The 14777-nt window shown below is 70.4% G+C and carries 12 protein-coding genes and 1 tRNA gene; 9 read left to right on the top strand and 4 right to left on the bottom strand.

From position 1 onward, the window contains the following. Positions 1 to 38: 38 nt before the first annotated feature. From HQQ78_RS04810 to HQQ78_RS04780, 7 genes are all read left to right on the top strand, one after another. Positions 39 to 1091, top strand: a complete 1053-nt coding sequence (locus tag HQQ78_RS04810) for an aspartate-semialdehyde dehydrogenase (protein ID WP_173151274.1) — start codon at positions 39 to 41, stop codon at positions 1089 to 1091. Positions 1092 to 1220: 129 nt separating this feature from the next. After that, positions 1221 to 2702, top strand: a complete 1482-nt coding sequence (locus HQQ78_RS04805) for a malate:quinone oxidoreductase (protein ID WP_173151273.1) — start codon at positions 1221 to 1223, stop codon at positions 2700 to 2702. Positions 2703 to 2780: 78 nt separating this feature from the next. Then, complete coding sequence (locus HQQ78_RS04800) at positions 2781 to 3974, top strand: Rv2578c family radical SAM protein (RefSeq protein ID WP_173151272.1); 1194 nt, start codon at positions 2781 to 2783, stop codon at positions 3972 to 3974. A gap of 177 nt (positions 3975 to 4151) precedes the next feature. Further along, positions 4152 to 5393, top strand: coding sequence for a sensor histidine kinase (locus HQQ78_RS04795; RefSeq protein WP_173151271.1), 1242 nt, complete (start codon positions 4152 to 4154; stop codon positions 5391 to 5393). Then, entirely contained in the window at positions 5390 to 6562 is a 1173-nt protein-coding gene (locus HQQ78_RS04790) for a hypothetical protein (RefSeq protein ID WP_173151270.1), read from the top strand. The genes HQQ78_RS04795 and HQQ78_RS04790 overlap by 4 nt, the downstream gene beginning before the upstream one ends. Continuing rightward, the gene (locus tag HQQ78_RS04785) at positions 6549 to 7298 is read left to right on the top strand and encodes a response regulator (protein WP_082460304.1); all 750 of its coding nucleotides are present in this window, start codon (positions 6549 to 6551) and stop codon (positions 7296 to 7298) included. The genes HQQ78_RS04790 and HQQ78_RS04785 overlap by 14 nt, the downstream gene beginning before the upstream one ends. Next, a complete protein-coding gene (locus tag HQQ78_RS04780; RefSeq protein WP_056046465.1) occupies positions 7298 to 7903 on the top strand; it encodes a thymidine kinase in 606 nt (201 codons plus the stop codon). Before HQQ78_RS04785 ends, HQQ78_RS04780 begins: the two co-directional genes overlap by 1 nt. Before the next feature lie 150 nt (positions 7904 to 8053). Here HQQ78_RS04780 and HQQ78_RS04775 read toward each other — a convergent pair. The 3 genes from HQQ78_RS04775 to HQQ78_RS04765 form a co-directional block, all read right to left on the bottom strand. Further along, positions 8054 to 8130 (bottom strand) — tRNA-Pro (locus tag HQQ78_RS04775). 78 nt (positions 8131 to 8208) lie between these two features. Next, positions 8209 to 9129 (bottom strand): metallophosphoesterase, encoded by a 921-nt coding sequence (locus HQQ78_RS04770; RefSeq protein WP_123570827.1) that lies wholly within the window; start codon positions 9127 to 9129, stop codon positions 8209 to 8211. A 44-nt stretch (positions 9130 to 9173) separates the two neighbouring features. Further along, positions 9174 to 11732 (bottom strand): transglycosylase domain-containing protein, encoded by a 2559-nt coding sequence (locus HQQ78_RS04765; RefSeq protein ID WP_159826175.1) that lies wholly within the window; start codon positions 11730 to 11732, stop codon positions 9174 to 9176. 50 nt (positions 11733 to 11782) lie between these two features. On the opposite strand from HQQ78_RS04765, the gene HQQ78_RS04760 reads away from it, so the two are divergent. Together HQQ78_RS04760 and HQQ78_RS04755 are read left to right on the top strand one after the other, a co-directional pair. Continuing rightward, positions 11783 to 11941 carry a hypothetical protein gene (locus tag HQQ78_RS04760; RefSeq protein ID WP_167599048.1) on the top strand — a complete coding sequence of 53 codons (159 nt, stop codon included), beginning with the start codon at positions 11783 to 11785 and terminating at the stop codon, positions 11939 to 11941. Further along, positions 11941 to 12411 (top strand): RidA family protein, encoded by a 471-nt coding sequence (locus HQQ78_RS04755; protein WP_173151269.1) that lies wholly within the window; start codon positions 11941 to 11943, stop codon positions 12409 to 12411. The genes HQQ78_RS04760 and HQQ78_RS04755 overlap by 1 nt, the downstream gene beginning before the upstream one ends. Before the next feature lie 69 nt (positions 12412 to 12480). On the opposite strand, the gene acs is transcribed toward HQQ78_RS04755, so the two are convergent. After that, positions 12481 to 14433, bottom strand: coding sequence for an acetate--CoA ligase (gene acs, locus HQQ78_RS04750; RefSeq protein WP_173151268.1), 1953 nt, complete (start codon positions 14431 to 14433; stop codon positions 12481 to 12483). Positions 14434 to 14777 lie beyond the last annotated feature (344 nt).

Below are 14777 nucleotides of genomic sequence, written 5' to 3'. Positions count from 1 at the left end.
CCACCGAACCCCGCACCACCGAACCCCAGGAGGCACCCATGGCCGAAGGACTGCGCGTCGGCGTGATCGGCGCGACCGGACAGGTCGGCAAGGTCATGCGCACGCTGCTCGACGAGCGCGACTTCCCGATCGCCGAGATCCGCTTCTTCGCCACCGCCCGGTCGGCGGGCACGACCCTGCCGTTCCGCGGTGTCGACATCGTGGTCGAGGACGTCGAGACGGCCGACCCCGCGGGTCTCGACATCGCCCTCTTCTCGGCGGGCGCGACGGGCTCGCGGGCCCACGCGCCACGGTTCGCCGCGGCCGGGGCACTGGTCATCGACAACTCGAGCGCCTGGCGCATGGACCCCGAGGTGCCCCTGGTGGTCAGCGAGGTCAATCCCCACGCCCTCCGCGAGGCGGTCAAGGGCATCGTCGCCAACCCCAACTGCACGACCATGGCGGCCATGCCCGTGCTGAAGGTGCTCGACACCGAGGCCACCCTGCAGCGCCTGATCGTCAGCACCTACCAGGCGGTGTCGGGTAGTGGACTCGCCGGCGCCGACGAGCTGCTGCAGCAGACCCGTGCCGCGATCGAGGGCGACACCATCGGCCTCGTGCACGACGGTCGCGCGGTCGACCTGCCCGAGCCGGTCACGTACGTCCGTCCCATCGCCTTCGACGTCATCCCGCTCGCGGGCAGCATCGTGGACGACGGCACGAACGAGACCGACGAAGAGAAGAAGCTGCGCAACGAGAGCCGCAAGATCCTCGAGCGCCCCGACCTGCTGGTCAGCGGCACGTGCGTCCGGGTGCCGGTCTTCACGGGGCACTCGCTCTCGATCAACGCCGAGTTCGCCTCGGACATCACGGCGGAGCGCGCGGAAGAACTCCTGCGCGACGCCCCCGGGGTGGTCCTCACCGACGTCCCGACCCCGCTCGAGGCGGCGGGAGCCGACCCCAGCTTCGTCGGCCGCATCCGGCACGACGAGGGCGTCCCCGGTCACCGTGGGCTCGCGTTCTTCATCAGCAACGACAACCTCCGCAAGGGTGCGGCGCTCAACGCCGTGCAGATCGCCGAGCTCGTCGCCGCCGAACGCGCCGTCGCCTGATCCGTCGACGCCGGTCGCCCGAGGGGCGGGTGATGCGTCGCACCCCGGTCTCTCGACATCGAGACACCGGGGTGTCGTGCTCCGGCGGCCACCCGGGGTCGCCGAAGGGGCCGGGCCTAGACTGACGTCGTGACCGATGCGAAGAAGCCCGTCGACGTAGCCCTCATCGGGGCAGGCATCATGAGTGCCACCCTCGGTGCCATGATCAAACAGCTCGAGCCGAGTTGGACGATCCAGATCTACGAGGCGCTGGGCGACGTCGCCCTCGAGTCGAGCAACCCCTGGAACAACGCGGGCACGGGCCACTCCGCCCTCTGCGAGCTCAACTACACGCCCGAGCGCTCCGACGGCACCATCGACACGTCGAGCGCCGTCAAGGTCAACGAGCAGTTCCAGGTGTCGCGGCAGTTCTGGTCGTTCCTCGTGGCCGAGGGGGCCTTGCCCCAGCCGGACGCCTTCATCAACTCGACCCCGCACATGAGCTTCGTCTGGGGCGAGAAGAACGTCGAGTACCTCCGCAAGCGCCACGAGGCCCTGCGCGAGCACCCGCTGTTCCAGGGGCTCGAGTTCAGCACCGACGCGTCCGTCATCCGGTCGTGGGCACCGGTCCTCATCCCGGGACGGGCGAAGGGGCAGCCGATCGCGGCGACGCGCATCGCCGCCGGCACGGACGTCGACTTCGGGTCCCTCACGCGCCTCCTGCTCACCTACCTGCAGGGCGAGGGGGCGATCCTCGAGGTCGACCACCGCGTCACGAACCTCACGAAGCTCGCCGACGGCACGTGGCGGGTGGCCCTCCGCAAGCAGGTCGGTGGCACGCCGACGACCGTCGACGCGCGCTTCGTCTTCGTCGGTGCCGGTGGGGGAGCGCTGCACCTGCTGCAGAAGTCGGGCATCGACGAGATCAAGGGCTTCGGCGGGTTCCCGGTCAGCGGCGAGTTCCTCCGTTGCGACGATCCCGCGATCGTCGGCAAGCACCAGGCCAAGGTCTACGGCAAGGCCGCCGTCGGCTCGCCCCCGATGTCGGTGCCGCACCTCGACACGCGCGTCGTCGACGGGCAGGCCAGCCTGATGTTCGGGCCCTACGCCGGTTTCAGCCCGAAGTTCCTCAAGCACGGCTCGATGTTCGACCTCTTCGCGTCGATCCGTGCCCACAACCTCTACCCGATGATCCGGGCCGGGCTCGCCAACCTCTCGCTCGTCAAGTACCTCGTGGGGCAACTGGCGGCGAGCAAGCAGACCAAGTTCGAGGCGCTGCGCGAGTTCATGCCCGACGCCGACCCGAAGGACTGGTACCGCATCACGGCCGGTCAGCGGGTGCAGGTCATCAAGAAGGACCGCAAGAAGGGCGGGGTGCTGCAGTTCGGCACCGAGGTCATCACGGCGGGCGACGGCACCATCGCGGGTCTGCTCGGTGCGTCCCCCGGGGCGTCCACGGCCGTGCCGATCATGCTCAGCGTTCTCGAGCGGTGCTTCCCCGACCGCATCGCGGCGTGGAAGCCCCGGCTCAACGTCATGATCCCCACGTACGGCGACGACCTCTCGTCCGACGAACGCCGGGCCGCGTCGACCATCGGGGCGACCGCCGAGGCGTTGCACATCCACGCCTGACGCCTCGCCCCGGGCCTCGCGTCCCCGTGCTGCGGGCCTCGGGTTGACCCTGGTTCGAACATGTGTTCGAATGGGGGCATGCGATGGTCCGAGCAAGCGGTCGACACCGAGAACGCCTCGGCGCTGCCCGGTCTGGCGCGATTGAACAACCTGATCACCTCCGTCACGACGCCCGAGTTCGCGGGGGTTACGTTCCACGAGGTGGTCGCGAAGAGTGCCCTCAACCGTGTGCCGGGTGGTGACTCGGCCCTCCCGTTCGGGTGGACGATCAATCCCTACCGGGGCTGCAGCCACGCGTGCGTGTACTGCTTCGCCCGCCCCACCCACGAGTACCTCGACCTCGACGGCGGCGACGACTTCGACCGGCAGATCGTCGTCAAGGTCAACGTCGCCGAGGTGCTCGCGCGTGAGCTGCACCGCCCCACCTGGCAGCACCACCCGGTCGCGCTCGGCACGAACACCGATCCCTACCAACGCGCCGAGGGCCGGTACCGGCTCATGCCCGGCATCATCGCCGCCCTCGCCCACTCGGGCACGCCCTTCAGCATCCTGACCAAGGGCACGTTGCTGCGGCGCGACCTCCCCCTGCTCGCCGAGGCGGCGCAGCACGTGCCCGTCGACCTGGCCATGTCGATCGCCGTCCACGACGACGGCCTGCAGCAGTCGGTCGAGCCGGGCACGCCGACGACGGCGGCCCGCCTGGCCACCGTCTCCGCGGCCCGAGAGCTGGGGCTGTCCTGCTCGGTGTTCATGATGCCCGTGCTGCCGTACCTCACCGACGGCCTCGACCACCTGCACGCCGCGCTCGCCGCCGTCCGCGACTCAGGCGCGTCGAGCGTCATGTACAGCGCCCTGCACCTCAAGCCCGGGGTCAAGGAGTGGTGGTTCGCCTGGCTCGAGCGTGAGCACCCCGAACTCGTGGGCAAGTACCGTGCGCTCTACGCCCAGAACACCTACGCCCCGACGGGGTACCGCTCCTGGCTGGCCGCCCGGCTACGGCCCCTGCTGCGCGAGTACGGCCTCGAGAAGGGGCAGGCCGACCCGGCCACGGGGTCGATGCGTTCCGCCGCACTCGACGACAGCGCGCGTTCCCTCCGACTGATGGGCCTCAACGGCACCGGCGCGGCCCCTGCCGCCGGGACGGGCGGCCTGACGGGCATCCCCGACCTGACCGTCGGTGCCGGTGCCGGTGCCGGTGACTCCGCGGTCCCGCGCGCCCTCATCGCCCATGAACTGCCGGGTGGGGCCCGATCACAGCCGCGACTCTTCTGAGCCTCCGAGGGCCGGAGGTCATCGGCACGGGGTGTCGTGCCCCGTTCGACCAGAACGGGGCACAAGAAGAGCGGGTCTGCCTGCGCGACACCCGCACTGGCCCCACATGTCGGGGTACAGCCCAGGTCCGGCTTCTGTCATGATCTGTCCTGACCACGAACGAGCCGAGGAGGCCCCATGCTGCTCGGCCTCCCCGCCCACCTGGCGCCGACGGCGCTCGGTGACTCGGTGTCGAGGGCCTGCCATGCGATCGCGGCCACCGTCCTCGCGGCGGCGGCTGCCCTCCTGCTCACGAAACAGGCCGCCACGCCCGATCTGTTGCTCTGGCCCGCTCTGGTCTCGCTCCTCCCGATGGTCGTCCTGCTCGTCGTCGTCGAGCGCAAGCGCTCCACGACGGCCCACCTCGCCTACCTGATCGTCGGGACCGCCGCCCTCTACTGGTACGCCGTCACCCTCTTCTCGCAGGTCGCGGCGGTGCAGGCGTCGGACGCGTTCTCGCTCTCGTTGCCCAAGATCGCCCTCATCATGGTCGGCAGCACCGCCGTCGGGCCCCGCCGGGGACTCCTCTGGGCAGCGGCGGGTTACGCGGCCGGCGAGCTCGCCACGCAGCTGGCGACCTGGCACACGGGGGCCTCCCTGCGGCTCGACGTGACCGCCCTGCTGGCCTTCGTCCTGGTCGCGGTGGTGACCGGTCACGCCGAGGCGTCGCGGGGACGCGCGCGGTCGGCTCAGCCGCGGCTGCACCGGTCCGCACTCGAGCAGCAGGTGCAGGGCATCCGTGTCGACATCGAGCAGCAGGCCGCGGCCCTCGTCCACGACACGATCCTCGGGCATCTCGCGGCCGTGGCCACCGCCCGCCCCGGTCCTCTGTCGCCCGACACCGCGCGGTCGATCGCGGCCGATCTCGAGCTCCTCGTGGGGCGCGACTGGCTCTCACCGGGGTCGGTGCCCTCCGAGGCCGCCGTGACGGCCGCCGACGGCTGGGAGGCCAGCCGACTGCACGCGGCCGTCGAGCAGTCGCGATCGGGCGGCCTCGAGGTGGCCGTGACCGGCGACGTCTCGGCCGTCGGTCGCCTCGACCCCGTCACCGGGGACGCCCTCGGCCTGGCGGTCGCACAGTGCCTCGTGAACGTGAGCCGCCACAGCGGGGTCGACCGGGCCGAGCTCGTCGTCTTCGGCGACGGCACCGACCTCACCGTGATGGTGATCGACGACGGAGTCGGCTTCGACACGGCGGCGGTGGCCCCCGACCGTCTCGGACTGACGGCGTCGGTCGAGGGCCGTCTCACACGCGTCCACGGTCACGTGCAGGTCTGGTCGTCCCCCGGCAGCGGGACGTCGATCGTCCTGCGGGTCCCGTTCGCCGCCGGGGCGCCGGTGGTCGGCGACATCGCCACCGAGGACGGGGTGCCCGCGTGACCTTCCCCGCCCCTCCTCGTGCCCTCGGGCGCGCGTCCGATCGATCACCCCAGCAGGTCGACCCCCTCGGCGCCCTGGCGGCCCGACCGATCACCTTCGGGGCGGCCCTCGCCGCCCTGCTCGTCGCCGTGGTCGGCACGCTGCTGCGGGCCTCCGACGTGTCCTCGCCGGGGGCCGCGGTCGGTGCACTCGTCGCCGTGGCCGCGGGTGGCGTCGCACTCGTCGTGTCGGCCGGCCCCTTGCGGGCACCGTTCGGGCCGCGGGCGCTCTGGTGCGTCGCCGCGACGTGTGCGGTGGCGGGTGTCCTGTCCGCCCTGGCCACCTCCGGCAGCAATCCCTTCGTCCGGGACGACTGGGCGGGGATCGTCTCCGGGGTGCTCCTGCTCGGGGTGGCCCCGTACCGCTCGGCACGCGAGATCCTCGCCGCCGGAGGCGCCGTGGCCGTGGTCCTCGCCCTCGTGGTCCTGGTCGAGGCGCCGGGTTTCGTCACACCGGTGCCCACCGCGTCGTACGTCGTCGTCGCCCTCACCCCGTTGCTCGCCCTGACCGCCGCGTCGGCGACCTTCTCGGGGGTCTTCGTGGCCCATGTCGAGGGGTGGATCTCGCGGGCCACGGGATTCCGCAGGGCCAGCACCGACGACCTCAGGGTGACCCTCGCCCGGTCGGTCCAGCAGGACCGTGTCACCGTCCTCAACCGCGAGGTGGTGCCGTTCTTCGCGCGGCTCGTCGAATCCGGCCGGATCGTCGAGGGGGACGCCGACGAGGCCCGGCGCGTGGCCGACGCGTTGCGCGCCTCCCTGGTGGCCGACGCCGACGCGACGTGGCTGGCCCGGCGTCTCGCCGCACCCGGCCGCCGGGTGCCCGCCGAGGTCGTCGACCCCGACCGGCTCGCCGATCTCCTGGGCCCCGGGCACCGCACCGCCCTCTGGGCCCTCGTCGCGACGGTGGACGACGTCGAGGCCGCCGACGTCCGCTCGCTCCGGGTCGTGCTCGAGGCCGAGGAGGCGCGGGTCGGCATCACGATCGAGCTCGCGTCCGGGGCCTCGGCCGTCGCCGCACGACGGTCGCTCGCCCCCTGTCTGACCGTGCTGCGCCTCGTCTCGGGCGACCTGCGGGTCGATCGGGCGCCGTCGCTTCTGACACTAAGGTTTTCTTATGACCAGCACTGAGCCGAGCGGCCGCTCGTCCCACCGTCCGGGCTTCGGGAGGCCCGTCGCATCACCTTCCTGGGCCACCGTCGGCCCGGGTTCCGAGGCACCGCCCGCTCGTCGCGTCCGGCTCGCGATCCTCGACGACCACGAGGTGCTCCTCGACAGCCTCAGCAGCTGGATCAACGTCAACGCCTACGACTTCGACCTCGTCCTGACGGCGCACACCTGGCTGCAGCTGGTGCACAGCGACAACTTCCCGACCGACCTCGTCTTCCTCGACTTCCAGTTGAAAGAGCCCGTCTCGATCGAGGCCCGCGTGCGCACCTGCCGGGCCGCCGGGGCCAAGGTCGTCGTGCTGTCCAGTCTCGACACCCGCGAGTCCCGCGAGCGTGCCCTCGAGGCGGGGGCGTCGGCGTTCCTGTCGAAGACCCTGCCCATGCGCGAGGTGATGGACGCGGCCCGCCAGGTCATGGGCGTGGCCCGCGACAACTCCCCGCAGCGCGACTGGCGTCCCCTGCCGGCCGGCGCCGCGAACCAGACCCGACCCAAGCTCAGCGCCGGTGAGGCCGAGGCGTTCCGGTTGTACGTCTCGGGCTTCAGCACCAACGAGGTCGCCGCGCAGATGAACGTGCAGTACGAGACGGCGAAGACGTTCCTCCGGCGCGTCCGCGAGAAGTACGCCAAGGCCAACCGGCCGGCCAGCAAGAAGTCCGAGCTCATCCGTCGGGCCGCCGAAGACGGTTACCTGCAGTAGTGGCCAAGCTCTACTTCCGCTACGGCGCGATGAACAGCGGCAAGAGCACGGCTCTGCTGCAGGCGGCCTACAACTACGAAGAACGCGGTCAGCGGGTCCTGCTCGCCAAGCCGGGCGTCGACACCAAGGGTGACGACGCCATCGTCTCTCGGTTGGGCGTGACCCGGGCCGCGGACGTCACCTTCGCCCCCGACGACGAGGTCCGCCAGGTCTTCTCGGCCCGCCGTGACGCCGTCCGGGCCGAGACGGGTTCGAGCCTGGCCTGTCTGCTCGTCGACGAGGCGCAGTTCCTGGCGCCGCACCAGATCGACGACCTGTTGCGCATCGCGATCCTCGACGACGTCCCCGTGCTGGCTTACGGCATCCGGACGGACTTCCGCACGGTGGCCTTCCCCGGTAGCCGGCGACTGCTCGAGGTGGCCCACTCGCTCGAAGAGCTCAAGACGATCTGCCGCTGCGGTCGCAAGGCGGTCTTCACGGCGCGCACGGTCGGTGACCGGTTCGTCTTCGACGGCGACCAAGTGGCGATCGACGGTCAGCAGGTGACATACGAGTCGCTCTGCGGTGCCTGCTATCTCGCCGAGTCCGGCGGCCGCCTCGCCTGACCGGTGTCGCCCGAGGGTGAACCGGCGAAGCGGCGAACACGAGAAGAAACCGGCCCTACCCGAAGGTGGCGCCGATTCGTGTCGCCCGCAGGGCGAACCAACGAGCAGAGAGAAACAAATGGCTCCACCCGAAGGTGGAGCCATTTGTTGTGGTCGGGGTAGCGGGATTCGAACCCACGACCTCCTCGTCCCGAACGAGGCGCGCTACCAAGCTGCGCCACACCCCGATGTCTTCGCGTTCTCACGTGAAGCAACCTGACAAGAATAGCCCATGTTCGGGCCTGCTCGTGTCACTCCGGTCGTGCTCAGGCCGTCAGGGTCACGATCACGGCTTCGGGGCGGCACGAGAACCGCACGGGGGCGTAGATCGAGGTGCCCAGACCGGCCGAGATCTCGAGGTGTGCGGTCTTGCGGGCGTGGCTCCAGGTCGTCAGACCGCTGACCTTGCTGCGCGGCAGGTCGCAGTTGGTGACGAGGGCACCGTAGCCGGGCACCTGGACCTGTCCGCCGTGGGTGTGCCCGCCGAAGATGACGTCGGCACCGTTGTTGACGAAGGAGTTGAGCACGCGTTGGTACGGCGCATGGGTGACGCCGATGCTGATGGGCTCGGGTCCACCGTGGTCGTCCTGCCAGCCCACGTTCTCGCGGAGGTCGTCGAGGGCACCGGGGATGCGATCGAGGCGGTCCCAGCCGCGGTGGGCGTCGTTGACCCCGAAGAGTTCGAGGCGCGAGCCTCGCATCTCGAGCGCACGGGCCCTGTTGTTCAGGTCGAGCCAGCCGAGCTGGTCGGTGAAGAACGACTGCATCCGGTCGACGTCGAGGTCGACGGGCGTGCGGTGGGCCTTGCTCGGGCCGCCGAAGTAGGCCAGGGGGTTCTTGGGGGAGGGTCCGTAGTAGTCGTTGGAGCCGTTGACGAAGACCCCGGGGACGCCTCGGAAGGGCTCGAGGGCGTACTCGAGCGCGGTGTGGGCGTCCTCGTGGCCGATGTTGTCGCCCGTGTTGACGATGAGATCGGGTTCGAGCACGGCGAGGCCGCGGATCCATTCCTGCTTCTCGGCCTGCCAGGGTGCCAGGTGCAGGTCGGACAGGTGCAGGATCGTCAGCGTCCGGGAGCCGGGCTCGAGGACGGGCAACACCTCGTGCCGCACGGTGAACCGGTTGCGTTCGACGAACACGCCCCAGGCAAGCGCCCCGAGGCCGACGGCCGCGCCCGCTGCTGCGGTCACGGCCGTCGTCTGGAGGGCGCTCGGCCCGCCGGTGCTCCGTGGGCTCACGCGCAGTTGCCCGGGTCGTTGCCGTCCTTGTCGCCGTAGACGGTCAGCCCGATGGCCGAGTCCTTCGCGACGGACGTGTTGGCGGCAGGATTCGTCGAGGCGACCTGGCAGGCGTTCTTCCCGTCTCCGGGCGTGAAACCCGCGATGGACACCTTGGACGCGTCGAATCCGGCTCCGCCGATCGACTTGACCGCGTCGCCCACCTTCTGCCGGGTCACGTCCGGGACCGCGGCCGCGCCGCTGCCGTCGCTGGTGAAGACCTTCACGGTCGTGCCCTTCGACACGACGCTGCCGACGGCGGGGTCCGAGCCGATGACCTGCCCGGCGGGCAGGGCCGACGGCTGGGTGCCACCGTCCGCGTAGGCCAGGGAGACGCCCCTCAGCAGCGCCTGGGCCGCCGACGGGGTCGTGCCGGCCATGTCGGGCACGGCGACGCCCGAGCCGCGGAGCACAGCGCCCGAAGCCTCACCGAAGGCGCCTCCCGGATACACGGTGTTGTTCACGCTCTGGACGGCCTTGAAGTACTGCGGTCGGGCGTTCGCGTAGCTGCCGAAACGGCTCTGGTTCGGGGACGTCACCGTGCGGAGGCTCTTCTTGCCACCGTCGGCGTTTCCCTGCCAGACCACGGTGGCGAGCTTCGTCGTGGCACCGGCGATCCAAATCTGGTCCTTGGCGTCGGTGGTACCGGTCTTACCGATCTCGGGGTACCCGTCGGCGGGGAGACCGCCGACCGCCGTACCGTTCCGCCACAGTCCCTGCATGGCGACGGCCGCGGCCGCGGCGACCTGGGGGTCCACCGCCTGGTTGCAGGACTGGGGCTGGCCACCGAGGTCGGCGCCGTTGGCGTCCTTGATGTTGTCGACGATGATCGGCGCGCAGTAGGTGCCACCCGAGGCGATGCCGGCGTAGGCCGCCGCCATCGTCAAGGGTGCGATCTCGTCGGCCGAGCCGAGGATGGCGGACGCGTAGTCGTGCAGCGGAGCACCGTCGGCACGGTGCACGCCGAGCTTCTTCGCGACGCCCTGGATGTCGGCGATGTCGAGCTTCTCCGCCATGGCGGCGTAAGCCGTGTTCATCGACTTGGCGGTGGCGTCGGCGACGCTCATCTGGCCGGGCTGTTCGCCCGCGTCGTTCTTCGGCGAGTACTTGTTGCCACGGCTGCCGTTGATCGTCATGTTGAACGTCCGGGGCTTGGCGTTCACCGACTCGTAGATTCCGTGGCCCTGTTCGATCCAGTCGATCAGCGTGAAGGGCTTGTAGGTCGATCCGGGCTGGAATCCGCCCGATCCGCCGTAGTCGTAGTCCGTGCTGTAGTTGACCGAGGTCAGCGTCGGGTCAGGGCTCACGACCTCGGAGAAGGCTGTGTTCTGCGCCATCACGATGACGCGGCCCGTCCCGGCCTCGACGGAGTCCACGACGCTGCCGAGCTTCAGGCGGCTCTCGGACGCCGGAGCGAACTTGTCGATCTGTGCCTTGGCGTTCTCGGTCAGGTCGAGGTTCAGGGTCGTGTAGACGCTGTACCCGCCGGTGTTCCAGTTGGCCTGGCGTTCCTCGGGCGTGGAGCCGAGGACGGCCAGGTCCTTGATGCTCTTCTTCACGTAGTCGCAGAAGTACGCCGCCGAGGCGACGGTCACGGCGCCGCAGCCCTGGGTGGGCGCCGTCAACACGACGTAGCTCTCGACCGGGGTGGCGAGGGAAGCATCGGCCGTCGCCTGGTCGATGTCCTTCTCGGCCAGCATCGACTTGATGATGACGTCGCGCCGGGCCTTGTTGGCCGGGTACTTCTCGGGCGTCGACATGTTGCGCGAGTCCGGGTACTGCACGATCGCGATGAGGCTCGCGGCCTCGGGGACGGTCAGGTCGGCGGCGCTCTTGTTGTAGTAGTGCTGTGCGGCGGCCTGCACGCCGTAGGTCTGGTCGCCGAAGTACGCGATGTTGAGATAGGCCAGCAGGATGTCGTCCTTGCTGTACTTCTTCTCGAGCCCGATCGCGAACTTCATCTCTTCCAGCTTGCGGTCGAGGGTCGTCGTGGTCGCCTCCTTGTAGGCGGCGTCGCGCTCGTCCGCGGTCGGCAGCTGCTGCGACTGCGCGATGCGGATGTTGCGGACGAGCTGCATCGTCAGGGTCGAGCCACCACCGCTCGCGCCGAGCTCGCCGGCCCCGGCCGAGCCGACTGCCGCGCGCACGAGGGAGGTGACGTCGACCCCGCCGTGCTCGTAGAAGCGACGGTCCTCACCGGCGACGACGGCGGTCTTCAAGTTCTCGCTGACCTGGTCCCACTTGAGCTCGACGCGGTTCTCGCTGTAGAGGGTCGCGAAGGGCACCTGCTGCCCGCCCTGGCTCGCGTACAGCGTGTTGCGCTGCTGCAGCTTGCCGATCTCGATGTACTCGGGGATCGACTCGAAGACGCCGATCGAACTCGAGGCCGTCATGCCGGCGACCGCGATGGCCGGCGTCACGCCGATGGTCACCAGGAGGCCGGCCAGGACGCTGAAGCCGACGAATCCGAAGAGTGCCCCGATGGCTGACGTGGGCTTCGATTTTTGGGCAGACATAGGATCAGGGTAAGCGACATCGCCGATTTTCAAGCTGAACGGAAGCCGAAATGGTCCTTTGGGAGTACACGACGACGCCCCTGCTGGTGCACAACAGCACGGCGATCCTCAACAACTGGGGCTCTGACGGATGGGAACTCGTCCAGGTGACCCAGGGGCCCGAGGGTGGTCCCGTCGCGTGGCTGAAGCGCCCTCGGCAGGACGCCTGATGACGACGGTCGACGAGCGACTGGCCGAGCTCGGTCTCGTCCTCCCTCCCGTCGCGGCACCCGCGGGCTCGTACGTTCCGGCCCTCCGCACGGGGTCGCTCGTCTACACCGCGGGGCAGCTGCCGTTCGTCGACGGTCAGCTGCCGACCACGGGCAAGGTGGGTGACGGTCACGGACTGGTCGAGCCCGCCGAGGCGCAGGCGCTGGCCGCGACCTGCGTGCTGAACGCCCTGGCCGCCGCGGCGACGGTGCTCGACTCGCTCGACGACGTCGTCCGCGTCGTCAAGCTGACCGGTTTCGTCGCCTCCGATCCCGACTTCTCCGGCCAGCCCGGGGTGATCAACGGCGCGTCCGACCTCCTCGGGCAGATCTTCGGCGAGGCAGGGCGTCACGCCCGGAGCGCCGTCGGGGTCGCCGTGCTGCCGCTCGACTCGCCCGTCGAGGTCGAACTCGTCCTCGAGGTCCGCTGACGCGCCTCCTCGTCCGGTCGTGACGACGGCCCCTCCTCGCGACGAGGAGGGGCCGTCGTCGCGCCGGGGTCAGCGCATCTCGGCGGTGATCACCGACATGACCGACGTGTCCGCCAGCGTGGTCGTGTCGCCGACCTCGCGGCCCTCCGCCACGTCCCTCAGCAGGCGGCGCATGATCTTGCCCGAGCGCGTCTTCGGCAGCTCGTCGACGAGCACCACGGTGCGCGGTCGCGCGATCGCGCCGATCTGGTGGGCGACGTGCGCGCGCAGGGTGGCCACCGCCTCCTCGGGGGTCTGCGTCGTCCTCGCCTTGTTCCGCAGGATGACGAAGGCGACCACCGCCTGACCCGTGGTCTCGTCGGCGGCACCGACGACCGCCGACTCGGCGACGATGGGGTGCGACACGAGGGCCGACTCGATCTCGGCGGTCGACAGACGGTGACCCGAGACGTTCATCACGTCGTCGACCCGGCCGAGCAGCCAGATGTCGCCGTCCTCGTCGCGGCGGGCACCGTCGCCGGCGAAGTAGCGGTCGCCGAAGCGGCTCCAGTACGTCTCGACGTAGCGGTCGGGGTCACCCCAGATGCCTCGCAGCATCGACGGCCACGGCTCGGACACGACCAGGAGGCCGCTCTCGCCGTTCGCCACCGGGGTGCCGTGGTCGTCGACCACGTCGACCGAGATGCCCGGCAGGGGGGTCTGGGCCGATCCGGGCTTGGTGGTGGTGACACCCGGCAGCGCCGAGATCATCTGCGCACCCGTCTCGGTCTGCCACCACGTGTCGACGATGGGCGTCCGGCCGGCGCCGATCACCTCGCGGAACCACAGCCAGGCCTCCGGGTTGATGGGCTCGCCGACCGACCCCAGGAGGCGCAGGGACGTCAGGTCGCGGGCCGCCGGGATCTCCCTCCCGGACTTCATGAAGCCCCGGATGGCCGTGGGGGCGGTGTAGAAGATCGTCACCCCGTACTTCTCGACGAGGTCCCACCAGCGGCCCGGCGCGGGGAAGTCCGGGGTGCCCTCGTAGAGCACCTGCGTCGCACCGTTGGCGAGCGGGCCGTAGACGACGTAGCTGTGCCCGGTGATCCACCCGACGTCCGCCGTGCACCAGTAGACGTCGGTCTCGGGGTGCAGGTCGAAGACGACGGAGTGGCTGTAGGCGACCTGCGTGAGGTAGCCCCCGGAGGTGTGCAGGATGCCCTTGGGCTTCCCGGTCGTGCCGCTCGTGTACAGGATGAAGAGCGGGTGCTCGGCCTCGAACGGTTCGGCGACGTGTTCGGCGTCCACGGTGTCGATCGCGTCGTGCCACCAGACGTCGCGTCCGTCGGTCCAGTCGACGTCGTTGCCGCCTCGCCGGACGACGAGGACGTGCTCGACCGTCGAGTCGCCGTCCACCGCCAGGGCCTCGTCCACGGCGGCCTTGAGCGGGGAGACCGCTCCCTTGCGCCAGCCTCCGTCCGCCGTGACGACCAGGCGAGCACCGGCGTCGTCGATGCGCGCGCGCAGGCTCTCGGCGCTGAAGCCGCCGAAGACGACCGAGTGGACCGCTCCGATCCGGGCCACGGCGAGCATGGTCACCACGGCCTCCGGGATCTGCGGGAGGTAGACGACGACGCGGTCGCCCGCCTGCACGCCGAGTGACAGCAGCAGGTTCGCCGCGCGCTTGACCTCGTCGGTGAGCTCGGCGTAGGTCACCGAGCGGGCGTCACCGGGCTCGCCCTCCCAGTGCAGCGCGACGCGATCCCCGTGCCCTGCCTCGACGTGACGATCGAGACAGTTGTAGGCGACGTTCAGGGTTCCGTCGGCGAACCACCGGGCGAAGGGCGCGTCCGACCAGTCGAGCGTCTCGGTCGGGACCCGGTCCCACGTGAGCCGCTCGCGGGCCTGGTCACCCCAGAAGGCGAGCCGGTCGGCGGCGGCTCGTGCGGCGAGGTCCGAGCCGGCGACGGCCGTCCGGACGAAGTCGGCAGGCGGGGCGAAGGTGCGTCCTTCGGTGGGCTGGTCGTCGGTGCCGTCGAGCATCGGAAGTCCTCTCGCGTCGTTGCGTGAACCGCGGCTCGGAGCCGCGCCGACGACCTTACTCCGGAGGTCCCACCGGGCAAGGGCGGGCCGCGCGCGGGGGGGAGGCCGGACGACGTGGTGTTCCGGAGCCGACCTGGGGTACACTTGGCGAGTCGGATTCAATTCCGACGTGCGTCGTGCTGATTCCCCCCAATCGCCCGGCGCACGTGGCGGCACCGGTTCCCCCCAACCGGTGCCGCCCCTCTCTTTTAACCCGGCGGTCGCCCGGGTGGATGGACGGCTCGTCCCCAAGGGCGTTCATCGACGATCCGTCCCCACGGTGCTCTACCGATCTGTCTGTGCTG

The organism is Frigoribacterium sp. VKM Ac-2859, assembly GCF_013204925.1.
Lineage (GTDB): Bacteria > Actinomycetota > Actinomycetes > Actinomycetales > Microbacteriaceae > Frigoribacterium.
This window is presented reverse-complemented; position numbering and strand designations above follow the sequence as displayed.

Bases quoted from the DNA above. Each gene is read 5' to 3' on its own strand.
- HQQ78_RS04810 (WP_173151274.1), top strand. From the start codon at position 39: ATGGCCGAAGGACTGCGCGTCGGCGTGATCGGCGCGACCGGACAGGTC.
- HQQ78_RS04800 (WP_173151272.1), top strand. From the start codon at position 2,781: ATGCGATGGTCCGAGCAAGCGGTCGACACCGAGAACGCCTCGGCGCTG.
- HQQ78_RS04795 (WP_173151271.1), top strand. From the start codon at position 4,152: ATGCTGCTCGGCCTCCCCGCCCACCTGGCGCCGACGGCGCTCGGTGAC.
- HQQ78_RS04785 (WP_082460304.1), top strand. From the start codon at position 6,549: ATGACCAGCACTGAGCCGAGCGGCCGCTCGTCCCACCGTCCGGGCTTC.
- HQQ78_RS04765 (WP_159826175.1), bottom strand. From the start codon at position 11,732: ATGTCTGCCCAAAAATCGAAGCCCACGTCAGCCATCGGGGCACTCTTC.
- HQQ78_RS04760 (WP_167599048.1), top strand. From the start codon at position 11,783: ATGGTCCTTTGGGAGTACACGACGACGCCCCTGCTGGTGCACAACAGC.
- HQQ78_RS04755 (WP_173151269.1), top strand. From the start codon at position 11,941: ATGACGACGGTCGACGAGCGACTGGCCGAGCTCGGTCTCGTCCTCCCT.
- acs (WP_173151268.1), bottom strand. From the start codon at position 14,433: ATGCTCGACGGCACCGACGACCAGCCCACCGAAGGACGCACCTTCGCC.